Genomic DNA, 26,367 nt, shown 5'->3' on the forward strand with positions numbered 1-26,367 from the left:
AAAATTGCTATAATCGGGAATCACTTCGTCCGTTCGCTATCGCTTGGATCGTGGCCGAAAAACCTCAACTTAAAATCATTATGCAAAACATATCCTCAAAAATTGCTTCCCTTCATTGGGACAGCATCACCGAATCTATGCACGATAACGGATTCGCCATTATTCCAAATCTGTTAGATAACGAACAATGTGAAGCTCTAAAAGCCGATTATTCAAAGTCTGAATTATATCGAAAAACGGTCGTCATGGAACGCTACCGTTTTGGTTTAGGGGAGTACAAATACTTCACTTATCCCTTACCCGATCTGATTCAGAACATTCGTACTTCTATTTACCCTAAACTCGCTCCTATCGCAAACGCCTGGATGAAAGCACTTCATATTCAGACCGTTTTTCCGGATACGCATCAGGAATTACTGGAACAATGCCATGCCAATCATCAATTAAAGGCAACTGTTTTAATCTTAAAATATGGTAAAAGCGGTTTCAATACGCTGCATCAGGATTTGTACGGAGATGTTTATTTTCCAATTCAGATTGTTCTTTTCCTGAACGAACCCGATGAAGATTTTACAGGCGGAGAATTTGTACTGACACAGCAAACACCTCGGGCGCAATCCAAAGCTATTGTACTGAAACCTAAAAAAGGAGACGTTTTAGTTTTTACCACCAATTTCAGACCTGTGAAAGGTACAAAAGGATACTATCGCGTAAATATGAAACATGGTGTAAGCGAGATTCATTCTGGCGAACGACATACGTTGGGAATTATTTTTCACGACGCTCTTTCATAATTTTATCTCTCGCAAAGTTACGAAGTCGCAAAAGCAATTACTTACCTTTGCGTTTTAAGTTTTCTTCCTTGTTTCTTCAATAAAGACAAAGACTTTGCGTTTTTGTGACTTTGCGAGAAATTTATCTTTAAAAAAATGATTAAACATAATCAAATTCAAGATTCAGATCTTCGAAGTAAAATTAAAAATGAAGAAATTTGCTTTGGTGGCAACCGAAAACTAAAAATCTACGGAACGCTAAAATGCAAATCCGGGAAAAGAATGAAACGCGAAAACAGGGTTTTCTTTTCAACCGAGGACGAAGCCAAAGAAAACAATTTTCGGCCTTGTGGACATTGTATGAAAACTGAATATCAAAACTGGAAAAATGGACTTATTTAATCCGCATACAGACGAAACAACGAATCTGCTTCCTAAAGACGGAACGGTTAATTATTACGGAAAGTTGTTTTCCAGAGAGGACTCCAATCATTATTTGGAGGTCCTTTTAAATACCATTGAATGGAAAAATGATGAAGCTGTTATCTTTGGTAAATTGATTTTAACCAAACGGAAAGTGGCCTGGTATGGTGATTCAGGTTTTGAATATACGTATTCCAATACCACCAAAAAAGCGCTTGCGTGGACTCCGGAATTACTAGTACTAAAAGCGGTGATAGAAGAAAAAACGGGAGAGACCTTTAATTCCTGTTTGCTCAATTTATATCATTCCGGTGAGGAAGGAATGGCCTGGCACAGTGATGCTGAAAAAGATTTAAAAAAGAACGGTGCCATTGCCTCCGTTAGCTTTGGCGCTGAACGAAAATTTGCCTTCAAACACAAGGAAACCAAAGAAACTGTTTCTTTAATTTTAGAACACGGAAGTTTACTGGTTATGAAAGATGCTACTCAAACGAACTGGCTGCATCGTTTACCTCCCACAAAAACGACTTCAAAACCAAGAGTAAATCTGACGTTCAGAACTATTGTAACTTAACAATACATTCTCACTTTTCACTTTTCACTTTTTTTTAAAAGCTACATTTTGATAAGAAAGAATCAAAGCGTCTTCAAACATTTCCGGCCTTACTTTTGAAAGCTCTACAACCGTCCAGCCTTGTTTGCCCCACTTATTGGGAACCGGATAAAAAATCAATTCACTTGAAGCGCAAAAAACGGACTGATCGATTTCGTTCAATTTTAAAACGGCTGTATTGTTCTTTTCATCAAAAGTGGCGAATATTTTTTTGTTGATGCGAAAAGAGGTCTTCTCAAAATGAGGTTCTTCTGTGGCGTCCGGAAATGACAACGCAAGGCTTCTAAATGTTTCTATTGCAATCATATTTAACTCGTCTTTTAAGATCTCACTGCTTAAAACCTGTTTTTCACCATCCCTGATTCAGTCCGTTTTTAAGGACCTCTTTGTATTTATCTGTATCAAAAGTATATAGGTTTGGGGCTTTGTGAGCCACATTGCTTTTCTTTTCGTCCAGTTTATTCAGAATTCCGATATTGGTGATTTTACGCAGAAAGTTTCGTCTGTCTAATTTTCGATCTAAAATCGTTTCATACAGCTTTTGCAGCTGGGGAATTGTAAATTTTTCGGGTAACAAATTGTAACCCACCGGCATTAAATTCAACTCGATCCTAAGAGTATTCAGGGCTTTATCCAGAATTTCTCTATGATCCAGAATAAGTTCAGGAACTTCTTTGTGATCGATCCATTCTATAATTTCCTGACTGTTTTCTTTTTGCGGAACTGCTTTTAAAAAATCAATTAAGGCATAATATCCAATGGTTATAAAACGCTGAGTAAGCCATTTTCCGTCTTCTTTGGAAATATTATAGTGATCCAGTACAGCATTCCCAAAATGCAGATCGTTTCGTTTGACGCGGCCAAAAGTCGCAAACTGTCTTAAAAAAATACCCTGCATTCCGGTACGTTCCTTTAAAACGGTTACGGCTGCGGTGTCAATATCTTCCTCAATGGGTATAAATCCTCCGGGTAAGGACCATTTTTCATCAAATGGAGTTTTAATGAGTAAAACTTTTAGCTGATTGTCATGAAATCCAAAAATGACACAGTCAATTGAAAGTCCGGGCTGGTAATTTTCGCTATTTTCTATTATCTTTTTTGGCATTTAACGTTTCTTAAATCAGCATGCTGTTCTTTAATATACCTGCAATTTAATGCATTTTTATAAATCAGAAACATTTTTGCAAAAAATGAGCTTCTGTTTTTATAAGAATTCTTCTAAAAAACTCCCGGTACAACTATCACAATTTTTACTTAAAATGAAAATCGAATTAAAAAAATAATTACATTGCGTCATAATAACACATTTGAAAAACGATTTGTTATTTTTTCAACAAAAACACACTGTAAATCAGCATACTATTTACAGTTTTTAATCCAACATGAACGTAGAATTTTAATGCCGGAGATATGATTACCAATCCGTTAAAAGACATAAATAAAAAAATCAGAAATAAAATCTGGACTTCTTTCGGGTTTGTTTCTAAGACTTATCTTCTTGAAGCTTCTTTAAAATATAGTGAAGAGCAGGAAAGAATCTTCAACGAAATGATTGTTGAAACGGAATCCAAAAATAAAAAAGCAAAAAGCGAAGCTTATGACAAGGCGTTATATGCTTCTTACAAAGGAATTGGTGTAATGGATTTTATCAACACTGTTTTAAAATAATTTTCATTCAATTATTTGATCCTTTAAGTTCAATACAAAAATTTCCTTATTTTATTCTTCGCAACAAAAACGGAGCGCTTTATACCTTAATTTCTCTTATTATTTTTGGAATTCATTTTCCTAATTTCCTTAATTCTTTCAGACCTTTTTTAAATTATTTAAGGTGAAATTTCTTCAAAATCAAATAATAAATTTATTTATTGTAAGAAAACTGAACTTATCCTAATAATACATTCGGTCCCTTTAGATATAGACAAAAAGCTATATTTTTGTTATAAACCGAAGATTTTACCTACTTCAATTAAAAGCCTTATTATGGAACAAGATATACAGTCAGAAATTTACAAAATTCAAAAGCCTGAACCGTGGGCTAGTGACCTTAATGACAACCAGCTTATAGATTATATCAAAGAATCTGAATTCTCTCAAAAACAAGCAGACGAGGGACGTGACTATTGTTATTTTTTAGATAAAATTTATTATACCAATGATAACGAAAACAGCGAATATGCCTGTGTGGCCTATACTTTAAATGAGCCTTCCAATTTGGAGAAAGCTTCTGCTGTGGATGTTGTATTGGAAGAAAGTGAAACTTATGTGATACACCGAATCAGTGTTTTAAGAGATGGTGTTTTAGTCGACAAAATTCCCGATACTAAAGTTAAAATACTGGACAGCGAAAACCAAAGCGGTGGCGGTGTTTTAAGCAGTAACAAAAAGATTAATATTACGATAAAGGATCTTCGTTTGTATGATATTTTGATTATGGAAGATTCCAGAATTAAAATATTTACCGAGCGTGATTTTCTACGCAAAGAATTCGCCAGATATGTTTGGGTAGGTCCTGACAGTTACTGGGCGTACGGAAAGTACAAATTCACTTTTATAAACGATCGCGAAAAGGCAGTTGCTTACAAAAAATCGTTCTTTAGAGATGAAGACGGAAATGTGCTGGAACCACAGACCGCTTATTTGCAAAAGGGAGAAAAATATGTAAGAGAAGAAGAGAATTACATCAATTTTGTAGATTCAAACCGTGAGGTTTCTTCGTTTATAGATTTTGCCACGGCTGCCGATTGGAAAGAATTATCCAATTACATCTCTCCTATTTATGAGACTATTTTCGAAAAATCTTCTTTGGCAGAATTTGCTCCCGAACTGGTTGAAAAACTGGATAAAATAGGTTCTAAAGACGATCAGTTGCAATTTGCGATAGAATATGTTCAAAACCATATCAATTATATTTACAATGCCGATGAAATGAATGGCCACAAGCCGCAGGAGCCTGCTGTAACGTTTACTAATAAACAGGGCGACTGCAAGGCTAAATCGGTTTTACTAAAAGTTATTTTAGATTATATTGGTATTGATTCTTCGATTATTCTGGTCAATTTCGGTACTGATTTTTATATCAAACATTACTTACCGTCGTTACTAACTTTTAATCACGTAATTGTAAAGATCAATTACAAGGGTGAAAGCTACTTTGTTGATGCCACATTGCGCGATGAATTTGGACTGATTGAAAATCGTGGTTTTATTTTCTTCCTGCATTATCTGGAAGTGAAGCCTAATTTGGAATTACAACATAAACCTCCTCATCGTTTCCCTTATTATGCGCTTGATGAAAAATCAGAACTTGTTGCGGAGAACAATGTTGGTAAACTGAAACTAACGACCGTATACAAAGGAAATCGCGCCAACAGCATGCGAAGGTATTTCAAAAACACCAACAAAAGAGAGATTATTGACAGCTGGAACAATTTCTTTTTTTATACCTTAAATTATACGAATGACAGAAACGGAACTGATCTTCGAAAGATTTTTAAAGATGCCGCAATCGAAATTGTCAGTGATGATAAAAAACTGAATGAGTTTAAAATTGAATATCAGACCACTATTGAAAACCCTTATTTCTCAGACGGGAAAAACAATCGTTTCCTGATGTATTTTGACTCCAATATTGTGAAAAACAGAGCAAGGGATTTTATGCATAAAGACATCTCTTTCTGGCACAATTTTGACAATGAGCGATATGAAATCACTCTTGTAACGGATCAAAAAATTGATGTTAGCGAGAAGTTTACGATACAGGAAAGTACGATCAACAATGCTTACTTTGATTATGTGAGCCGTAAAAAGATCAACAAAAACGGAGGAACTATTTACATCGACTATAAACCGCTGATTAACTTAGAAATTCCTGAAAAAGATTTTGAAGATTTCAGGGAGGCCCATAACGAGGTAGCCGACAGTAATTTTGGAATTGGAGTCGACATTATAGAAGACGGTTTATTGAACAAGCTGAAATTCAATTTCAAAAAATTAGTAAAATAATCATCCAAAAAGGAGGTTAATTGTAGCCTACTGTCTCAACACAAATTACACGAATTTGCACAAATTTAATGCGTTAACCTTGTTTGTGAAATTAATTACACCAACAAATTAGTGACAATTCGTGCAATTCGTGTTATTTTTTATAACAGTAATCTATATTTCTGTTTGGTTAAAAAAGTTAAAGCAATTCAAAATCTGCTTTTAATTTGAGGTCAGCTGATGAAGCTCCGATCATGACTTCAAAATCTCCCGGTTCTGCTGTCCATTCTAATTTATTATTGTAGAAGGAAAGTTTCTCTTTGTCAATAGTAAATTCAATTGTTTTAGATTCTCCTGCATTTAGTTTTACTTTTTGAAAATCTCTCAATTCTAAAACGGGTCTTACCACCGATCCGAATTTGTCTTTTAAATACAATTGCACCACTTCTTCTCCTGCTACTTTTCCAACATTTGATAATTGAAAAGAAACTTTAATAGTTTCGTTGCTTTTCATTTTTACTGCTGACAATTTCAAATCAGAATAATTGAATTTGGTATAACTCAACCCGTATCCAAAAGGAAATTTAGGAGAGTTTTTCAGATCAATGTAGGCCGAAACATAGTTTTTGGCATCTTCATCTTTAGCAGGTCTTCCGGTACTGAAATGATTGTAATAAATTGGGATCTGCCCCACTTCTCTCGGGAAAGTCATGGGCAATTTCCCTGATGGATTGTAATCTCCAAACAAAACATCGGCGATAGCATTACCCGCTTCAGTTCCCAACCACCAGGTGTAAACAATTGCCGGAACATGATCTGCTGTCCAGTTAAATATAAGAGGTCTTCCTGCGTTTACCAGAACTATTACCGGTTTTCCTGTTGCCTGAATCGCTTTTACCAAATCTTCCTGAACACCCGGCAAATGAAGATCGCTTCGGCTTTTTGCTTCACCGCTCATGTCACGTCTTTCACCAATACTCAAAATCACCACATCTGCCTGTTGGGCCGTTGCCACTGCTTCTGCAAAACCGTCTTTGTTATCTCCGTCTACTTCACAGCCTTTGGCATAAAGCAGTTTTGTGTTTTTGCCCACTTTGTTCTGCAATCCATCCCATTGTGAGACAATCCATTTATTGTAATCAACCTCGGGTAATTCTACTGACCAAAATCCCATATTTTCTTTGTACTCTTTCACCATTGGACCAATGAATGCAATAGTTTTCAGATTTTTAGACAGCGGCAATGTTTCGTTGTCGTTCTTTAATAAAACGATACTTTTCTTAGCTACTTCAAGAGCTGCTTTTCTGTTTTCCGGGTTGTTTAAAGCTTTATCGGCTCTTTTTTGATCTGAATATCGATAGGGATCATCAAATAAACCCAATTCAAATTTCTTGCGTAAAATACGTTTCACGGCATCATCAATCAGGTCTACAGGTACTTTGCCTTCTTTCACTAATTCTGCCAAATGATATCGGTACGCATTACTTTCCATATCCATATCACTTCCCGCTGTAATCGCTGCAAGTGCTGCAGCCTTTAAATCTTTAGAATATCCGTGTGCTACCATTTCCCCAATCGATCCCCAGTCTGAAACTACGAATCCCTGAAAGTTCCATTTTCCTTTTAAGATATCACGCTGCAAATGCACATTTGCGGTAGCCGGAATTCCGTTTAAGTCGTTAAAAGAATTCATAAAAGTCGCTGCGCCGGCATCGAGAGCTGCTTTAAAAGGAGGCAGATACGTTTCTAAAAGCATGCGTTCACTCATATCTACCGAGTTGTAATCTCTGCCACCCACAGCTGCGCCATATGCTGCAAAATGTTTTACGCAGGCCATAACCGAGTTCAGATCTCCGAGTTTATTTCCCTGAAAACCTTTAACTCTGGCATAGGCAATTTTAGAACCCAGCCAGGTATCTTCTCCCGCTCCTTCCATCACTCTCCCCCAACGCGGATCACGGCCAATGTCGACCATTGGAGCAAATGTCCAGTGAATCCCACTTGCTGAAGCCTCTGTAGCCGCAACTCTTGCCGCCAATTCAATAGCTGCTAAGTCCCAACTCGCTGCTTCGGCTAACGGAATTGGAAAAGTCGTTTTGTACCCATGGATGACATCCTGACCAAATAACAGGGGGATTTTTAATCGGGACTGCATGGCCAGTTCCTGATATTGTCGGGTGTATTTTGTTCCGGTTACGTTTAACATCGAACCTATTAATCCTGCCTTAATCTCGGCTTGTTTGTTGGCGTTTATGGTAATAGGCCCCGTTGCTGCATTGTCGCCCGTATACTGATTTAGCTGACCGATTTTTTCCTCAAGAGTCATTTTTTTCAATAGAGCATTAACTTTCTGATCTATTGTTTCTTGCTGAGCGGTCGCAAAAAGCGATACCATCAACAGGGTAAATGTGGTTATTTTTTTCATAATTAATTTATTTGGATCAAAACAGGCAAATGATCGGATGGATATTTTAAATCTTTTGAATCACTTAAGACTGCATGTTTTTGAATTTTTAATCCGCTATTTTTTGATACAAAAATATAATCCAGTAACAAATTCACTGGTTCATTGTGTTTGAATTCGTTAAAGGTTCCCAAAGGACCAAAAGGTTTTTCTATCGAAATATCCCTGGTATCGTCCATCACCTTTTTTATCTCGACAATTTGTTTCGTGTCCGGTACTGAATTGAAGTCTCCCATTAAAAACACGGGGTGATTTTTAGTGTTTATTTCTTTTATTTTTGAGAGAACTAACTCGACTCCTTTTACGCGGGCTACCTCTCCAACATGATCCAGGTGAAGGTTAAAAACCCAAAACATTTTTTTTGTTTTTAAATCTTTAAACAATCCATAGGTACAAACTCTGTTACAGGCAGCATCCCAGCCCCTTGATACTTTTTCCGGTGTTTCTGACAGCCAAAATGTGTTCGTATGTTCTACCTGAAAACGGTCTTTTTTATAGTAAATCGTACAGGCTTCTCCGGTTCCTTTTTCTTCTCTGCCTATCCCAAATTTATGGTACTCCGGTAAGGCCGAAGCAATCTCAGCCACCTGATTAGGCAACGCCTCCTGAATTCCAAGAATATCGGGACTGTAAAATCTGATTTGAGAATTAAAAAAGTCTTTCCGGTTTGGCCAGGCATTTTCTCCGTCAGAAGCAACATCTAAACGAATATTATACGTCATCATTTTTACAGTCTGAGCATAAAATGAAGTACTAACAAAAATCAGAAACATTACGAGAGCAATTGTATTTGTCTTTTTCATAATAAAAAAATTGAATTCGTAAAGCTACCATTTCATTAGCCCTAAAGAAAAATATAAGCTTCAAAATAATGTTAATTTAACCCGTTGCATCTATTTAAACACATAGAAAGTTTGCAGTCGCAGTTTTCAGCCACATTTCACATTTCACACATCTATTTTTTCTCGCAGATCTCGCAGATTTTTTTAAATCCTTTAATCTGTATCGGTTACTTAAATTCATAGATTGCAGTCGCATTTCACATCTAACATTTCATATTTCACGCATCTATTTTTTCTCGCAGATCTCGCAGATTATGCAGATTTTTTTTAATCCTTTTAATCTGTGGCGGTTATCTAAACACATAGGTGCTGCACGCATAAAAAAGACATTTCACTTCATTTAAATACCTATTCTCTTCTAAATACCTCTTTAAGCCTTTATTTTTTCTGTTCTGAAAAATCTAAGTAATTCAGGTTGAAACCTCCTTTTTCGAAAACAACTTTAATTTTTTGCGTTCCGGCATTTAATATCACTCCGGACAGTACAACCGTTTTCCATTTGTCATTTCCTCCCGTTGCAGGTAATGTAACGATCGGGGATCTTTTTCCATTTTCTGCTTCGAGGTGTATTTTTCCTTCTGATTTTTCAGCCGAATATCGAATTGCTACTTTGTATGTATTTTGCTTCTTTACTTCAGCTGTAAACTGTAACCATTCTCCATCCTCAATAAATGAAACCTGATATCCGTTTGATCCGGCATCTTTGCAGGGTAAAATATCAACGCCATCATTTCGCATTGTATTTCCTTTGTTCCACTCGTCAAATTTTCCGGTTTCGACTCTGTAGTTTATAAAATCTTTGTCTGAATAAGCCTTATCATTTGTTCCTAAATCATACTCTGTTGCTGCAATTTTTCCGGGAATCAAATGCCGTTTATAAGGTTTGGTATCATTGGTCTGCACTTGTCTGAACATGGCATCGATCACGTCCGGTTTTACGGTTACGTTTTCCATTTTGTAATTGTCGGCGATTTTCATTAAAGTTTTTTTAGCAAAATCAGACTTTGGTTTCTCTCCGCCGTCTTTCCAGTACTTTAATAAAACATCGTATTCGGGAATCTTTGTAACGGAGGTCACTCCCGCAATATTCTCGATTTTTTTCATGGGCCAGAATGCCCAGCCTATATTGTTGTTTTCGACCAATGTCAATGCCTCTTTGAACCATACGTTCGAATTTTCTCCGCTTTCACCCAGCCAGATCGGCACATTGTATTGTGTTCTGTAGTCCAGCATTTTCTGAATGGAGGCTGTGGTATTGTAGTTCCAGTATTTGTGAAAACTCAATGCCATATTTTCATCCCATAAAGGAAAAATTCCGTTGTAATTGTTTCCCCAGCAGTTTCCTTCAATAAAAATCAAATGGTTGGTATCGACTTCCCGAATGGCTTTTGTAACCCGAACCATCAGATCTCTTAAAGGACCGTTTGAGTTTTCATCACAGCCATTTTTATTCGTCCCGGTAAAATTCCAATTGGGTTCGTTGATAATGTCATAGGCTCCAATCCACGGATTGTCTCTGTAACGTGAAGCCAGTTTTTTCCATAAGGCAATCATTTTTTTCTGATTGGCTTCGCTCTCCCACAAGGAGGGTTTTGTGGTATCATAATCCGAAATTGCGGCATCATTGCCCTGACCTCCGGGAGCGGCATGCAAGTCTAAAATCAGATACATTTTATTTTCGGCACACCATTTCAACAAATTATCCGTCATGATAAAGCCTTCTTCAATCCAGGAGATTTCATCCTTTTTTTCGGCTTCGATTGGTGGTGTGTATAAATTGTAATGCATCGGCAGGCGGATCGAATTGAATCCCCAGGCGGCTAATGAATCTACATCTCTTTTGGTGATTCCGTTTGCTTTGTAGGCAGCGTAAAATTCTTTGGTTGCTTCTTCTCCAATAACATCCTGAATCTTCTGCCTGATAACATACTGTGGACTTGCGAAAGGTTGTGTCTTTAACATATAGCCTTCCTGAACCATCCAGCCTCCTGTTCCGAGACCTCTTAAAATGATATTCTTTCCGGTTCCGTCTACAATTTTTTGTCCGTCTCTATGTAAAAAACCCTGAGCGAAAGCGGCAAAGGAAAGTAGTAACGGTAGGGTAATAATTATTTTTTTCATGTCTCTATAATATGAAATAGCTAATTTTCTTTTGACATTCAAACACCAAATATCTTTGCGGAAATAACGATGTTTATTTTCTTTGCTTTAACCCGTGAGGTGAAATTGAACAAACTTTAATTTTAACACATTAGCAGAAGCATAGACTTTCTTGCTTTAAAAAACTATGTATCTATATGTTGAATATTTTTTCACTCGCAGATCTCGCAGATTCTGCAGATTTAATAATCTTCTTAATCCTTTCAATCTGTCGTTATTGTTCTTAAACACTTAGATAGTACTACCCCAAAAAAGAAGACAAAATAGAAATATTTCTTTCATATAGTTATTTGCTTTTTGACTAGTGAAACGCCTTTTTTAAGTCTATAAAGACTATGACTCTATGTGTTAAAACAATTTCCCGCAACGGGTTACTTTAATAAAAAGTCCTTTTTAAGATTTGCGATCTGAATTGTAAAAGTTCCTTTTTCGGAAATCCATTTCAGGTCTTCGTTTACGAATTGCAAATCTTTTTGGTTTAAAGTAAATTTTACCGTTTTGGTTTCGTTTGGCTCTAAACTAATCTTTTCGAATCTTTTTAGCGCTTTAACTTCAGGAGTTATAGAAGCATAATTATCTGACAGGTACAACAAAACCGATTCTTTTCCGGCTCTTTTTCCGGAATTGGTAACATCAACTGTTATTTTTATTTCATCGGTATTCGTAATTTCTGCTTTGTCGATTTTTAAATTCGAATACGTAAAGGTGGTATAGGATAATCCTGTTCCAAATTCAAACTGAGGGGAATAACTTTTCTCGTATTTAGCATCATTATTTTGTTCTTCATCTGCTAAACTCTCTGTATGTTTTCTGTTGTATTTTTCTAATGAATTAGGGTATCTCGGATAGTTGTAAGGCAATCTCCCACTTGGATTTACCTCTCCGTACAGTATATCAACCAATGCTCTTCCTCCTTCATTTCCTGGTAAATAACATTGTACAACGGCGCTCATTTTATCTTCAAAATCACTAATCAGTCTTGGTCTTCCTTCGTTTAAAACCAGAATAATTGGTTTGTTTACTTTGGCTAAGGCGAGGGCTAATTTTACCTGAGATTTACTCATATAAAGATTACTGATATCTCCTGGAGTTTCGGTGTAGTTTTTCTCTCCCAGACACAATACAATTTTCGATGCCTTTTGAGCCAGTTCAACCGCTTTTTGAATTTCGGCATCATCTTCTTTTTCAATATCTGCTCCGGCGGTATAGAGCACATTCTCTTTTCCTAATTTAGCCTGAAAAGCTTCCAGAATAGTTAATTTGTCAGCAGCGTAAGTATCTGCATTTTCACCCTGCCAGGTGTACGACCAGCCTCCATTCAGGTTTTTCATACTGTTTGCCGTTGCTCCGGTTACCAGAATTTTTTCCTCTTTGTTTAAAGGTAAAACGGCATCGTTATTTTTTAACAATGTAATGGATTCTGCAGCCGTTTTATAAGCTTCCTGAATGTGTTCGGATGAACCAAATTTTGGATAATCCTTTAGATTCGCAACTATATTCTGAAACAGGTTTAACTCGAATTTCATTCTCAGAATTCTGGTTACCGCATCATCAATACGGGACATTGGCACTTCTCCTTTTTGAACTAAATCTACAAGGTCTGTGTAAAAAGTAAATTCTTCGGGTACCATGCTCATGTCTATTCCGGCCATGACCGCGATACGAACCGCATCTCTTTTGGTTGCTGCAATTTTATGTCTGGTGTTCAAATAAATAATATCCTTCCAATCGGTTACTACCACTCCTTCAAAACCTAATTCTTTTTTAAGAATGTCCGTAATCAGATGTTTGCTCGAATGCACCGGAGTTCCGTTGATTTCTCCGGAACTTACCATTACGCTTTTTGCTCCGGCTTTTATGGCAGCCTGATATATGGTTAAATCATATTGTCTTAGAATGCGCTCGGGAATAATACTTGGTGTTCTGTCTTTTCCGGTTGTAGTGCTGCCATAACCAATATAATGTTTCATACAGGAGGCTACGCTATATTTTGATCCTACATTACTTCCTTCAAAACCATCTACCAAAGCGACGGCCATTTTGGAAGACAAATAGGCATCTTCTCCAAAAGATTCCCACATTCTGGACCAGGCCGGGTTTCTCGGAAAATCCAAATCTGGTGAGAATACCCATGGAATGGAGGAGGCTCTGGTTTCGTAAGCCGAAATTTCAGCACCGTGTTTTACCAGCTCTGTATTAAAGGTTGCCGCCAGACCAATTTGTTGTGGAAATAAGGTGGCTCCGGCGGTATAACTCGCTCCGTGTATGGCATCTATACCATACAATACCGGAATTTTAAGTCTCGATTTGTTGGCTTCATTGGTAATGGCGGTCATGGTCTCCTGCCATCTCTGAAGCGTTGGTGCTCCCGGATTAGGTACATTAAGAATTGAACCGATATGGTACTCCTGAATTCCTTTTTTTAGTTTGGCGGCATCAAAATAACCCGGTTTTTGAGCATCTTCAAAAACAGTGACTGTAATTTGTGTCATTTGCCCTACTTTTTCTTCCAATGTCATCTTTGATAACAACTCTGATACCTTGGCATCTATTGCTGCTCTCGTTTTCCTGGCTTCCTGACTCCATACTGCTCCACAAAAAAATAGAGCAACTACTATAAACTTCGTGTTTTTCATTGTATTTCTTTAAATTAATATGCTGCTAAAAGAGGCTAATACACTAACGTTTGCATGGCATGAGCCGGTATAGTAAACGTTTTTTTCACCGCATTGATTGCTATTTCGTATACCACTGCTTTGTCTGACTGATTCATTACAACGGTGGCAATTTTTCCGTTTGTATTTAAAAAAGAAGTGCTTAATACACTTTTGTCGCTTATTACATTTCTAATTCTTTTCGCTCCCGGTTGGATGAATTTTGAAAAATGTCCAATATAATAGTACATCGGTGTGTAGATCAGTTCATCTTTTGTGGTATCGGCATGAATTGGGGCAAAACAAAAATTACCAACATGATTGGGTCCTCCGTTTTGATCCAGCAAAATGTTCCAGTCCGTCCAGCCTGTCGTTCCGTTGTTAAAATCATGGATCATATTGATTCCGTATCGTTCGGCATTTCCCCAAAACTGGAATTTCGAAGCGTCAAATTTTTCGATACAGCCTTCTGTAAAAAGCAGATTTTTGTTTGGAAAAGCTTCATGCACTTTCCCCACGGATTCAAATTTCGGACTGCCTCCGTTCCAGGTTTCGTACCAATGGAATCCAATTCCCCAGGCGTATTTGGAAACTTCGGGATCAGAAAAAACTAAATTAGCTCTTTTCTCTAGCATCTCTCCGCGGTTGTGGTCCCAAATAATGATCTTTTTAGATCCCAATCCTGCTTTTTCTAAAGTAGGCCCCAGAAAATTTTTCAGAAAATCTCTTTCGGCTTCTGGGGTGTAAATGCAAGATTCCCATCTCTGACTTGCCATTGGTTCATTTTGAATCGTCAGTCCCCAGAACGGAATTCCTTCTTTTTCGTATGCCTTTATAAATTTAGCATAATAATTGGCCCATGATTGTGCAAACTCCGGCAATAAAACACCGCCGTGCAAAATATCGTTATTGTTTTTCATGAAAGCCGGAGGACTCCACGGACTAACAAATAAAGTTAATTTCCCACCGGCCGTTGCAATTGCCTTTTTGAGTAATGGGATTCGGTATTTTTTATCGTGATCAATAGTAAAGGTTTTTAGCTCTTTGTCTCCTTCCTGAATATAGGTATAACTTTCGCTGCTAAAATCACAGCTATGCATATTGGTTCTGGCCAAAGAATACCCTATTCCTTTATTTTTATCATAGTAAGCGTTTAGAAATTCCTGTTGCTTTTTGGATGACAGTTTAGCAAAAACTTCTGCACTGGCATCGGTAATGGCTCCTCCGATTCCTAAAAAAGTCTGATCAGTTTTTGAAGGATCAATCGCAATTGAAACCGTTGATTTTGTTTGCTGTGAAGCTGAATTTAAAATGAAATTATTGGATAATGACAATCTTAATTTGGTGTTTTCGGCAGTAGTATATACTTGTATTTTTGGGTTTGATTTAAATGAGGGTGCTGCAGACTGTGCTCCAACTTTTGAAGAAGAAACGAATTGCAGCACTAGCAATGGGGCGATTAAAACTCTATTTATGGCTTTCATGGTACACTCAAAACGATTTCATTATTATTAAAAAGCAAGGGGCGAAACGGACGAATCAGATTGCCCCTCTAACTAACTCCAAAATTTTAATAGACCAGCGTTTGTATCGCGTGTGCAGGAATTTTTACAATGGTCTGTTCTGTTGCAATAATAAAATTATAGGTAATAGCATTGTCGGTATTGTTCATCACTACGGTTGCCATTTTTCCGTCAGTATTTAAAAAAGAGGTACTTGACAAATAACTGCGACTTACCGAAGTACTTACACGAACGGCATTCGGACGAATGAATTTTGAAAAATGCCCGATATAATAATACGACGGGGTATAAATGAGTTCCCCTGTAGTGGTATCTGCATGTATGGGTGCAAAGCAAAAATTGCCTACATGGTTCGGTCCTCCAAATTGGTCCAAAAGTATATTCCAGTCTGTCCAGCCCACGGTTCCGTTATTAAAATCATTGATCATAGAAGTGCCGTATCGTTCTGCGTTGGGCCAGAATTGGTATTTTGCAGCGTCAAATTTCTCGACACAGCCTTCTGTAAAAATGAGTTTTTTGTCCGGATATGCTTCATGTACTCTTGCAACATTGTCAAACATCGGCTGAGCTCCTGTCCAGGTTTCGTACCAATGAAAACCCATTCCCCAAACATATTTGGAAGCTTCCGGGTCTGAGAAAATAACATTGGCTCTCTGTACCATTAAATCACGATTGTGATCCCAGGCAATAATTTTCACCTTCCCTAAACCTTCTTTTTTTAAAGTTGGTCCAAGGTAATTCTTCAGGAAATCTCTTTCCTGCTCAGCGGTGTACAAACAGGATTCCCAGGTTTGGGTGGCCATGGGTTCGTTCTGAACGGATGTTGCCCAAATTGGAATTCCTTCTTTTTCGTATGCTTTTATAAATTTTGCATAGAAGTTTGCCCACGGTTGATAAAATTCCGGGAGTAATGTTCCTCCTTTGAGCACATTCTTATTGCTTTTCATAAAAGCATTAGGTGACCACGGAGTAGCATAAGTAATCATTTTTCCGCCAGCCTTTTTTAGGACCGCTTTAATCATGGGTAAACGGTATTTGCGGTCATGATCAATCGAAAATGTTTTTAAATCTTTGTCGCCTTCTTCGATATAAGAATAACTTCCGCTGCTAAAATCAGAACTTTGAATAGTTGTTCTTAGCAATGAATATCCAATTCCTTTTTGGGTATCGTAGTAGGCATCTAAAAATTCTGTCTGTTTTTCTTTTGATAATTGGGCAAAAATTTCGGCACTTGCATCTGTAATGGCACCGCCAATCCCCAGAAAAATCTGGAAACGTTTGGATGGTTCAACAAAAACGGACAACTCTGTTTCTATAGGCTGTCTGGATGTGGTAAAATTTAAATGATCTGTTGGTGTTAATCTTAATTGTGTATTCGCTGCTGTGGTATAAACCGTTATTTTTTTATTGGTAGTGGTAAATTTTTGTTGCTGTTTTTGGTTTTTCTGTTGTGGAAAAACAGATAAAGAAAAACATAAACAAGTAATAATATAGCCAATCTTTCTCATTGAGTATGTTTTAATAATTGAGACTTTGATCAAATTTCTTAGTCAAATGATTTCCGGTTTGATTTAAAAATAGCCCATAATCATTATGAGAATGGGCTATTTACAACCAACCTTAAACTTAAACTTAACTTACTTCATTATTGTGGATATCCCTGATTTTGAACCATCTTAGTGTTATTGAATTCACTATATGGAATTGGGAATGCTTCATTTTTATTGGCCTGAAATCCTTTGAAAGCAAGTTTGGCAGCAGCCTGACCTGTTCTCACCAAATCAAACCAACGATGACCTTCACCTGCAAGTTCTAATCTTCTTTCGGCTAAAATAGCCGGAATAGAAACCGGTACTGATGTTAATCCGGCTCTTAATCTAACAGCATCTAGTAGTGCCTGAGCTCTTGCTCCTGTTCCTCCTAAAGCTTCAGCCTCTAATAAATAAGTATCTGCCAAACGAATAACGTAGGTATTGATTCCAAAATTTAAGAAAGGGTTACTTGCTTTGATATCGGCATTAACCGGTGCATATTTAATAAAATGATATCCAGTCTCCTGATAACTGTCTTTGTAAGTAATCAAAGTGTTTGGATCTTTATCCGGATCTCCGGTAGCTCTTGCAGTCTTTGCATCAAAAATAGTAGACGCGAAACGTGGATCGCTTTTCATTGTATTTGCCAGATCTGCGGTAACAACACAAAAACCCCATCCATTAATATAATCTGGTAAAAGTGCTGCTTTTCCATATTTTGTTCTGGAATAATCTCTGATTCCCATCAGCTGAGCGGCAACGTTACCTTCGTCATCACCTCTTTCAAAATTCCCCCAATCTGCATTGGATTTATCGGTATAGGTAATTTCAAAGATAGATTCTGAATTGAATTTTTTGGTATGATCCCATAAAGAAGCGAAAGTATCCATCAGCTTATAGCCAAAACTACTTGTTCCTCCGGGAGTTCCGTTTACTTTTGCCAATTCAACCGCCGCCTGTGGCTTTTTGTTATCGTATAAATATACCTTTCCTAAAAGTGCTGTTGCAGCTCCTTTAGAGAATCTTCCCAACTCAGGTGCAGGTATGGTCATTGGCAAATCAGGAATTGCTTCGTTTAAATCTTTTTCAATTTGTGCATAAACCTCGTCCGGTTTAGCCTGCATAACTAAAGGAATTTCGTTTTTCGTTAGTGGTTTCAGAATCAAAGGAATATTCTTAAACATTCTCACCAGATCAAAATAATAATAAGCACGTAACGCTTTTACTTCTGCGGCAAATCTTGCTTTCTTAGCGGCATCCATAGGAACATCCGGAAGTTTTACCAGCATGACGTTACATCTTGCTACGCCTTTGTAATAATCTGCCCAAATTGCCGGTGGAATATTAGCCGGACTAACAGAATAGTTCGATGCCACCTGTAGTCCAGGCTGATCGTCTGAACCACCCCCACCTGCATAGAAGTCATCAGATGCAGAGTTTAAGAATAATAAGGGCGCATTTTCCATTGCTCCTGCAAACTTCCCTAGTTTATCGTATGCTGCTACCAGACCTGAATAAGCCTCGGTTTCGTTTCTGTAAAAATTATCTTCCAGTACTACTCCATCTCCCTTTACCTCCAATTTTTCATCGGTATCGCACGATCCAAGTGTAAGTAACACCCCAAAAGCGAATAATGATTGTTTAAAACTTATAAGTTTCATAATATCTTTTTTTTAAATTTAAAATTGCAAATTAACTCCTAACATATACGATTTTGCCTGAGGGTAATATCCTCTGTCAACACCCTGTACGTTGTTCATTCCGGCTGTAGTAGGACCTCCAATTTCAGGATCATAACCTGTATATTTGGTAATCGTCCATAAATTTTCTCCTGTTACATACAATCTTACTTTTTGCAATGAGATACTTTCTATCCATTCTTTTGGAAATGAATATCCAAGTTGGATTGTTTTGAATCGGAAGAAATCTCCTTTTTGCAAATTGAAATCTGATGGATTCGTAAAGTTTTTGTTGGAATCATCAGTAGTGACTCTCGGATAACTGTTTGTTGATCCCGGTCCTGTCCAGCGTCCCATAACTTCTGTTTGATAATTTGCTGTAGAAATATCAAGTCTTCGCAATCCCTGATAGATCATATTTCCTCCTGCACCCTGACCGAAAACTAACATATCGAATCCTTTGTATGCTAAGTTCATTGTAAATCCATACGTGAATTTAGGCAATGAAGTTCCTAAGAAAGTTCTGTCGTTAGCTCCAATTACGCCGTCTCCATCCAAATCCTGCCAACGAAAATCTCCCGGTTTAGCATTAGGTTGAATTACTTTTCCTGCCGCATTTTTATAAGAATCAATATCGGCCTGAGTCTGGAAAATACCATTTGTTTTAAATCCGTAGAAAGAGTTATACGCATGACCAACTTCCGTTCTGTTGATTTCATAAGAACTGGACTGTACCGTTTCGTCTCCAACTAAGAAATTAACTCCTTTGTCTATATAAGTAATTTCATTTTTGATGTAAGAGAAGTTTCCATTAACAGACAGGTTCAATTCTCCAATTTTCTTACGGTAGCCTAATTCAATATCTACACCGCGGTTTTCCATATCTGCTAAGTTTGCATAAGTATTACCTGTGGCTCCAACATAACCCGGAATCGGTACTTTCATTAAGATACCTTCTGTTTTTTTGTTGAAAAGGTCCACACTTAAATTGAAGTCATGCAATAAAGTAGTTTCGAAACCAATATTAAGTTGTTTGGTTTCTTCCCATTTCAAATCAGGGTTTGGAATCGCATTTGGACTTTGTCCGTTAACAATTACCCCACCGATAGTGTAGTTTCTTTGAATTCCAACTGTAGAAATGTATAAGAAATCAGGAGAGGAATCATTACCCGTAACTCCATAACCTCCTCTTATTTTTAAAGTATTCACGATTTTATTTTCTCCCCAGAAATTTTCTTTGGAAGGAACCCAGCCTAAAGATACTGACGGGAAAGTTCCGTATTTATGGTTTGGTCCAAAGCGTGTAGAACCATCACGACGAAGAATCCCGGTAAAAATATATTTTTCTTTGTAATCGTAGTTTAATCTGGAAAACAAGGACTCCACTCTGTGTTCTAAAGCTTGTGCATTGTAAGCGTTTGCTATTTTATCAGAAATTGGAATGTCAACATTAAAAGAAGCTTCGGCATGTGTCGTAGCCGGTACACCTCTGTAGGTGATATCATTACCGGAAGTAATATTATCAACATAAGTACCTTTTCCAATTAAAATACCGAAATGATGATTTCCAATTTTCTTATCGTAGTTTAGAGTGTTCTCCCAGTTCCAGCTGAAAGATTTTTTGTACGATCGGAACAATTCATTTACATCTTTTTTGGTAGCTCCGTTTAAGTAATAAACCGGTGTAAAGTTATCTGAACCATAATAGGCTAATTTTCCACCTGCAGTAGATTTGAATTTTAATCCGGGTAAAATTTCTGCTTCGGCAAAAATGTTTCCAACAAAATTATCTGCAAAATCATTATTTCCTAATCTTGTTTGCGTATACGCTAATGGATTTGAAGTTTCCTGCGTTACAATTGTCGAGATACCGTAGTAATTTCCGTTTGCATCTCTAAGCGCATTTTTGTTCTCGTACGGAGTACCTGCCCCAGTTGCCGCACCCGGTGCAACAAGTACCGGTGTTAACGGATCTAAGTTTATGGCTGACGATAAAGGTCCACCAAACTCGTCATTGGTATTTCCTACACCAATTGTTTTTTCGTGAGAATATCCTAAAGTTTGACCAATTTTAATATACTTCCCTAATTTATGGTTAGAGTTCAAACGGATGTTTTTTCTGTTGTAATTAGAAATATCAGAGTTTACAATACCTTCCTGATCTGTTAATCCAAAAGACATGTAAAAAGTTGACGTATCGTTACCACCGCTAAAACTTAGCTCATGAGAAGAACGTTGTGCATGATTATTAAAAATTACATTCTGCCAGTCTGTTCCGTTTCCAACATTTGCAGGAACGGTGTATCTATTCGGAGTTCCGCCATTTACGTTAGCTTCATTCATAATAGTTACGTACTGATTAGCATCTAGTAAATCTAATTTTTTAGCAGCCTGAGATGTTCCTGCAAAACCGGTATAGCTTACCGATATTTTACCTGCTTTACCTTTTTTTGTAGTTACAAGAATAACTCCGGCAGCGGCACGAGAACCATAAATAGCTCCTGAAGCGCCATCTTTAAGTACCTCGATAGACTCGATATCAGACTGGTTTAGGTAACCAATACCTCCATTATCAACGATTACACCATCTACAACCCATAAAGGATCATTATTGTTTAATGTAGTAAAACCTCGAATACGTATGGTCGAAGCTGATCCCGGTTGTCCTGCATTTGCTGCAATAGAAACTCCGGAAACTCTTCCTTGTAGCGCTTGTTCTACCCTTGTTATAGGAAGACTCTCTAAATCTTTTGCCTTAACACTGGATATAGAACCTGTAACGACACTTTTCTTTTGTGTGCCGTATCCTACTACTACAACTTCATTTAGGGCCTGAGATTCCGCTTTTAACTTAACATCAATTTTAGTTCTTCCGTTTACAGCTTCCTGTACTGTATTATAACCTACGAAACTAATTGTTAAAGTGCCGTTTGCAGGAACATTGATCTGAAATTTTCCATCGAAATCAGATGCTGTCGCCTTATTTGTGCCTTTTATTAAAATAGACGCACCCGGAACTGGCATTCCATTTTCATCATTTATGATTCCGCTTACTGTAACATCCTGCGCCATTGTGACAACTGAAAACAACAGAAACGAAAAACAAAAAATAAGTAATTTTGTTAATTTCATTTTTCTAAAAATTTTGGTTAATTAATTAGTAATTCGATGCAATAATAAATTTAAAATTTCAGTATGTGTAATTAAAATTCATTACAAAAACACATCAACCTATAAATTCACACCTTACAAAAACACATCAAATTATGAATAATTTATTGATTTTTAGGATTTTAAAAATCATTTTATACTGTTATAGAATTGTTAACTAAATAAAATAAACACTACATTTACTAAAAATGAATTATTTTCGATTTTATGGAAAAATTCTACAGAAAAACACAATATTCCGATTGCATTAATCCAAAAAAAGAGGATTACAAAACATTACTAATAAAAACACTGATCTAAAATTATGAAATTCGCAAATGCATCTATTTCGATTTTTATCCTTTTTATACTGCCTTTTACTCTTTTTTCCCAAGTAAAAAACATTGGATTACCCGCAATCAAAAACTATAAGCGATCCGATTATAAAGGAGGCACTCAAAATTGGAATATTGATCAGGATAAAAATGGCAATATCTACTTCGCAAACAATAACGGCTTAATACAGTTTGACGGATCAACCTGGAACAAATATCCGCTTCCCAACAATACTGCTATCAGAAGCTTAAAAATAGACGGCCAGTCCGGCAGAATATATGTTGGCGGGAATAATGAATTTGGTTATTTTAAGAGTGATGCAAAAGGCAGATTACAATACCATTCCCTTTCTGCGCTAATTAGTAAAAAAGACAGCAGAAATATTAACCTGATCTGGAGAATACATCTTTATAAAGGAGAAGTTGTATTTCAATCTTTCACCAAGGTCTTCTTTTACAAAAACAATAAATTGCGTCTTATCAATGCCCCGAGAAGGTTTCAATTTTCGTTTCTTATAAAAGAACACCTATATTTTCAGGATAAAGTTCTGGGTATTTTAGAATACAAGAACCAGAAACTAAGTCCTTTAAAAGGAACCACTGCTTTAAACGACAAAGAGATCTGGGCGATGTTTCCGCTACCCAACAACAAATTACTTTTTGCAACCTTAGAAAAAGGACTTTTTACTTATGACTATAATAGCATTACCCCCTGGGAAACCGAAGCAAATAGTTTTATCAAAAAGAATACCTCTTTGGGCGGAGCTATTATCGGAAACAAATTCATCGTACTCAATTCGGTTCTCAATGGTGCAGTCATTTGCGACCTGAATGGGAAAATCCTTCAGCATCTAAACCGACAAAAAGGACTCCAAAACAACACGGTCCTGACCTCTTTTGTTGACAATAAAAATAATCTATGGCTAGGACTGGATAACGGAATCGCCTTTATAAACCAAAACTCTCCTTTTACCTTTTTTGACTATAGTTATAATATAGGTACTGTTTATGCGTCTGTAATTTTCAACAAAAACCTATATGTTGCCACCAATCAGGGTTTATTTTATCATTCCTGGAACGCACCTTTTAAAGATGAACCATTCAACCGCGTCGAGGGTACCATTGCACAAGCCTGGAACATTCAGATCATCAATAATACACTTTTGTGCGCAAGCAATAGTGGCGCCTTGGTAATTGATCAAAACAGAGTTTCAAAAACACTGGACAATAAAGGTTATTTCGGCTTCAAAACCATTCCAAACCACCCCGGTTACATTATTGGTGAGAGTTACAGTGGTTTTTCTATCTTTAAAAACTCAGCAAACGAAATTAGTTATGTCAATCAGGTTGAGGGATTTGACGAGACGACAAATACATTTGAAATCGAGCTTGACAATAATTATTTGTGGCTGAAAAAGGATCCTTATCTGTATCAGATGAGATTGTCTGAGGATTTAAAAAGATTTGACCTTGTAAAAAAACACGCTCACATTTCCACATCAAAAAAGGGAATAGGAAGTCTTCAATTGATCAACAACAAAGTTTACTTTCAAACCAAAAATCACTTTTACAGATACAGTGACGAACAGGAAGACTTTTTTGAGGACAAAAAGGTAACCGCTTTATTCGAAAAAATTCCGACTGTAAATACTATAATAGAAGACAAATACAACAATTTATGGTATTCCTACAATGAATCACTTGGCGTTTTAATAAAAGGTTCCAATGGAAAATACATCCGCACAGAAGCTCCATTTTCCAATTTAACAGGTAATCTGGTAAACAAATATATTTCGGTCAATACAATCGATCCGGAGAACATTTTTATAGGACTAACTGATGGACTTGCACATTATGATTCTCAAATTTCAAATAAATTCATCACAAAACCTAAGGTCTTTTTTGAAAGTTTCTCCTCTACCAGCGATACTATTATGACAGGTAATCTCGAAAAACCACTAACAGACCTTTTAATTCCTTATCAATCCAATCATGTCAAATTTACGTTCTCATCTCCTACCTTCGAAAATCAGGAAAATGTAACCTATTCCTATAAATTAGAACCATTTGAAGAAAACTGGCGCAATTGGTCGACCACTTCTATAAAAGAATACACCAATCTGAGAGAAGGCAAGTACACCATGAAAATTAAAGCAAAAAACAGCTACGGCAGAGAGTCTGATGTGTCTGAAATCATTTTTACCATCTCACCTCCCTGGTACAGACATTTCCTGGCCTATCTGACCTACTTTTTATTACTTCTGGCAGGAATTTATATTGTTTCAAACAGAATTAAACTCAAAATCAGGAAAAACAAATATTATGAAACGATAGAGCAAAGAAAACTGTATCTCGAAAAAGAATCAAAAATAAAGCAAAAACAATATGAGCTGGCAAAAGAAATTGAAAGACTAAAAAATGACAAACTGCAGATAAAAATCCTCGCCAAAGACAAAGAACTGGTGAGCAATTCCCTGCAGGTTGTAAAGAAAAACAAAGTCTTAAATGGAATCATTCACAAACTAAAAGAAATCGACAACGATGCTCTCGACGAATCGACAAAATTTCAGGTGAGTAAACTAAATAAAAGCATTGTAAAAGAGGTCAACACAGACAAGAGCTGGAAAGACCTTGAAAAGCACATCAAAAACGTACATTTTGAATTCTTAAAACGCTTAAAAGAAAAATACCCAACAATTTCTCCGCGCGAACTGGATTTATCCACTTATTTACTAATGAATATGTCTACTAAAGAAATAGCCGAAATTATGAATATTTCGACAGGCGGAGTCGAATTGGCGCGCTACCGACTCCGGAAAAAACTAGGTTTAAACAAAAAAGAAAACCTGATTGGATTTCTGATGAGCATCTAAAAACAAAAAAGGCATTCTGTAGAGAATGCCTTTTTATTAGTTTATAAATTCCAATGTTCGTTCCAAAGCCATACCTCTGGATCCTTTTATCAGAATCGTATTTTCTTTAAAATGTATCGTCTTCAAAAACTCCGCAAAAGCATCAAAAGTTTCAAAAAACTGAAGTTTGTCGCCGGCCACTTTTGTTTCGTAAAAATACTTCCCAATCAAATAACAAACCGATTGATTTTGATCAGACAATGAATCTACAATTTGTTTGTGTTCCTGCAGGCTTTCGTCGCCAAGTTCAAACATATCACCTAAGATCATGACTTTATTCGAATTTTCCAATTGCAGGAAATTAGTAATAGCCACGGCCATACTACTTGGATTAGCATTATAGGCATCCAAAATAATTTCATTCGATCCCTTCTTTAATAATTGAGATCTGTTGTTCTCCGGTATGTAATTTTCGATTGCCTGTTTTATCGCCTTATCTTCAACTTTAAAATAAGCTCCCATTGCTACAGCCGCATTGATATTATTTGCGTTGTAAAGCCCAATTAAATGTGATTCTACACTAAAATTATCGTACCCGATCACCACAAATGGATTGGCCTGAATACTATTGATTTTCAGGTTTGCCTGAGCATTATTCACTCCAAAAGTAAAAGATTCAATTCCGGTTGATTTTTCAATCTGGATTGGATCTTCGAGGTTTACAAAAGCAATCTTATTGTTTTTCGCCAGATATTGGTACATCTCGCTTTTACCAATAATTACTCCTTCAACACCGCCAAAACCTTCTAAATGTGCTTTTCCGAAATTGGTAATATAGCCAAAATCAGGCTGCGCAATCTCACACAAGAACGCTATTTCTTTCTTGTGATTTGCTCCCATTTCAACGATTCCGATTTCTGTATCTTTTGTAAAAGACAACAAAGTCAGCGGAACCCCAATATGATTATTTAAGTTCCCAACAGTTGCTTTGGTTTTAAACTTCTGAGATAAAACTACATTGATCAATTCCTTGGTAGTTGTTTTTCCGTTACTTCCTGTTAAAGCAATAATGGGAAGTTTCAAATATGCTCTGTGATACTTTGCCAGTTCCTGCAATGTTTCTAAGCTGTTTTCTACCAAAATTGTTCTGTCGTCAATAGCATAAGCAGCATTGTCAATAACCACAAACAAGGCTCCCAATTCTATCGCCTGCGAAGCAAACGTATTCGCATCAAAGTTTTCTCCTTTTATCGCAAAAAACATAGAATCCTTTTCAATTTTCCTCGTATCAATTGAAACTGATTTACATTTTAAAAACAAATTATGAAGGTCCTGAATATTCATTTATAAAAAATTTTACATATTAAAAATAAGCAATAAAAA

Annotated in this window: 17 protein-coding genes; 6 read left to right on the forward strand and 11 right to left on the reverse strand. The window is 36.7% G+C overall.

Annotated features, from left to right (window positions below; all coding sequences use genetic code 11):
- The first annotated feature begins 80 nt into the window (after positions 1-80).
- The 3 genes from C245_RS0117905 to C245_RS0117915 all read left to right on the forward strand — a co-directional run bounded on the left by C245_RS0117905 (position 81) and on the right by C245_RS0117915 (position 1,770).
- Positions 81-794: a 2OG-Fe(II) oxygenase gene (locus tag C245_RS0117905; protein ID WP_026110139.1), complete on the forward strand. Its 714-nt coding sequence runs from the start codon at positions 81-83 to the stop codon at positions 792-794.
- Positions 795-929: 135 nt separating this feature from the next.
- A complete protein-coding gene (locus tag C245_RS0117910; RefSeq protein WP_017497988.1) occupies positions 930-1,175 on the forward strand; it encodes an Ada metal-binding domain-containing protein in 246 nt (81 codons plus the stop codon).
- Positions 1,162-1,770: an alpha-ketoglutarate-dependent dioxygenase AlkB gene (locus C245_RS0117915; RefSeq protein ID WP_017497989.1), complete on the forward strand. Its 609-nt coding sequence runs from the start codon at positions 1,162-1,164 to the stop codon at positions 1,768-1,770. Before C245_RS0117910 ends, C245_RS0117915 begins: the two co-directional genes overlap by 14 nt.
- Before the next feature lie 24 nt (positions 1,771-1,794).
- Here the strand turns inward: C245_RS0117915 and C245_RS0117920 are convergent, their stop codons facing one another.
- Together C245_RS0117920 and C245_RS0117925 are read right to left on the reverse strand one after the other, a co-directional pair.
- The gene (locus C245_RS0117920; RefSeq protein ID WP_017497990.1) at positions 1,795-2,115 is read right to left on the reverse strand and encodes an MmcQ/YjbR family DNA-binding protein; all 321 of its coding nucleotides are present in this window, start codon (positions 2,113-2,115) and stop codon (positions 1,795-1,797) included.
- 43 nt (positions 2,116-2,158) lie between these two features.
- Positions 2,159-2,914 (reverse strand): NUDIX domain-containing protein, encoded by a 756-nt coding sequence (locus C245_RS0117925; protein WP_017497991.1) that lies wholly within the window; start codon positions 2,912-2,914, stop codon positions 2,159-2,161.
- A 305-nt stretch (positions 2,915-3,219) separates the two neighbouring features.
- Between C245_RS0117925 and C245_RS0117930 the strand changes: the two genes are divergently transcribed.
- Together C245_RS0117930 and C245_RS0117935 are read left to right on the forward strand one after the other, a co-directional pair.
- The gene (locus C245_RS0117930; RefSeq protein ID WP_017497992.1) at positions 3,220-3,477 is read left to right on the forward strand and encodes a hypothetical protein; all 258 of its coding nucleotides are present in this window, start codon (positions 3,220-3,222) and stop codon (positions 3,475-3,477) included.
- Between the two features lie 315 nt (positions 3,478-3,792).
- Positions 3,793-5,814 carry a DUF3857 domain-containing protein gene (locus C245_RS0117935; RefSeq protein ID WP_017497993.1) on the forward strand — a complete coding sequence of 674 codons (2,022 nt, stop codon included), beginning with the start codon at positions 3,793-3,795 and terminating at the stop codon, positions 5,812-5,814.
- 178 nt (positions 5,815-5,992) lie between these two features.
- On the opposite strand, the gene C245_RS0117940 is transcribed toward C245_RS0117935, so the two are convergent.
- The 8 genes from C245_RS0117940 to C245_RS0117975 all read right to left on the reverse strand — a co-directional run bounded on the left by C245_RS0117940 (position 5,993) and on the right by C245_RS0117975 (position 21,779).
- A complete protein-coding gene (locus C245_RS0117940; RefSeq protein WP_017497994.1) occupies positions 5,993-8,218 on the reverse strand; it encodes a glycoside hydrolase family 3 N-terminal domain-containing protein in 2,226 nt (741 codons plus the stop codon).
- A 2-nt stretch (positions 8,219-8,220) separates the two neighbouring features.
- Positions 8,221-9,060, reverse strand: coding sequence for an endonuclease/exonuclease/phosphatase family protein (locus C245_RS0117945; protein ID WP_017497995.1), 840 nt, complete (start codon positions 9,058-9,060; stop codon positions 8,221-8,223).
- 417 nt (positions 9,061-9,477) lie between these two features.
- Positions 9,478-11,220 carry a cellulase family glycosylhydrolase gene (locus C245_RS0117950; protein ID WP_017497996.1) on the reverse strand — a complete coding sequence of 581 codons (1,743 nt, stop codon included), beginning with the start codon at positions 11,218-11,220 and terminating at the stop codon, positions 9,478-9,480.
- A gap of 410 nt (positions 11,221-11,630) precedes the next feature.
- On the reverse strand, positions 11,631-13,895 hold the full coding sequence (locus C245_RS0117955) for a glycoside hydrolase family 3 N-terminal domain-containing protein (RefSeq protein WP_017497997.1): 2,265 nt from the start codon (positions 13,893-13,895) through the stop codon (positions 11,631-11,633).
- Between the two features lie 35 nt (positions 13,896-13,930).
- The gene (locus C245_RS0117960; protein WP_017497998.1) at positions 13,931-15,397 is read right to left on the reverse strand and encodes a glycoside hydrolase family 30 beta sandwich domain-containing protein; all 1,467 of its coding nucleotides are present in this window, start codon (positions 15,395-15,397) and stop codon (positions 13,931-13,933) included.
- A gap of 86 nt (positions 15,398-15,483) precedes the next feature.
- Complete coding sequence (locus tag C245_RS0117965) at positions 15,484-16,944, reverse strand: glycoside hydrolase family 30 beta sandwich domain-containing protein (protein WP_017497999.1); 1,461 nt, start codon at positions 16,942-16,944, stop codon at positions 15,484-15,486.
- 137 nt (positions 16,945-17,081) lie between these two features.
- Positions 17,082-18,629, reverse strand: coding sequence for a RagB/SusD family nutrient uptake outer membrane protein (locus C245_RS0117970; RefSeq protein WP_017498000.1), 1,548 nt, complete (start codon positions 18,627-18,629; stop codon positions 17,082-17,084).
- An 18-nt stretch (positions 18,630-18,647) separates the two neighbouring features.
- Complete coding sequence (locus tag C245_RS0117975; protein WP_017498001.1) at positions 18,648-21,779, reverse strand: TonB-dependent receptor; 3,132 nt, start codon at positions 21,777-21,779, stop codon at positions 18,648-18,650.
- A 343-nt stretch (positions 21,780-22,122) separates the two neighbouring features.
- Between C245_RS0117975 and C245_RS0117980 the strand changes: the two genes are divergently transcribed.
- On the forward strand, positions 22,123-25,005 hold the full coding sequence (locus tag C245_RS0117980) for a triple tyrosine motif-containing protein (protein ID WP_017498002.1): 2,883 nt from the start codon (positions 22,123-22,125) through the stop codon (positions 25,003-25,005).
- Between the two features lie 36 nt (positions 25,006-25,041).
- Here the strand turns inward: C245_RS0117980 and murF are convergent, their stop codons facing one another.
- Positions 25,042-26,328, reverse strand: a complete 1,287-nt coding sequence (murF, locus tag C245_RS0117985) for a UDP-N-acetylmuramoyl-tripeptide--D-alanyl-D-alanine ligase (protein WP_017498003.1) — start codon at positions 26,326-26,328, stop codon at positions 25,042-25,044.
- Positions 26,329-26,367 lie beyond the last annotated feature (39 nt).

Source organism: Flavobacterium sp. WG21, assembly GCF_000335775.1.
Lineage (GTDB): Bacteria > Bacteroidota > Bacteroidia > Flavobacteriales > Flavobacteriaceae > Flavobacterium > Flavobacterium tructae.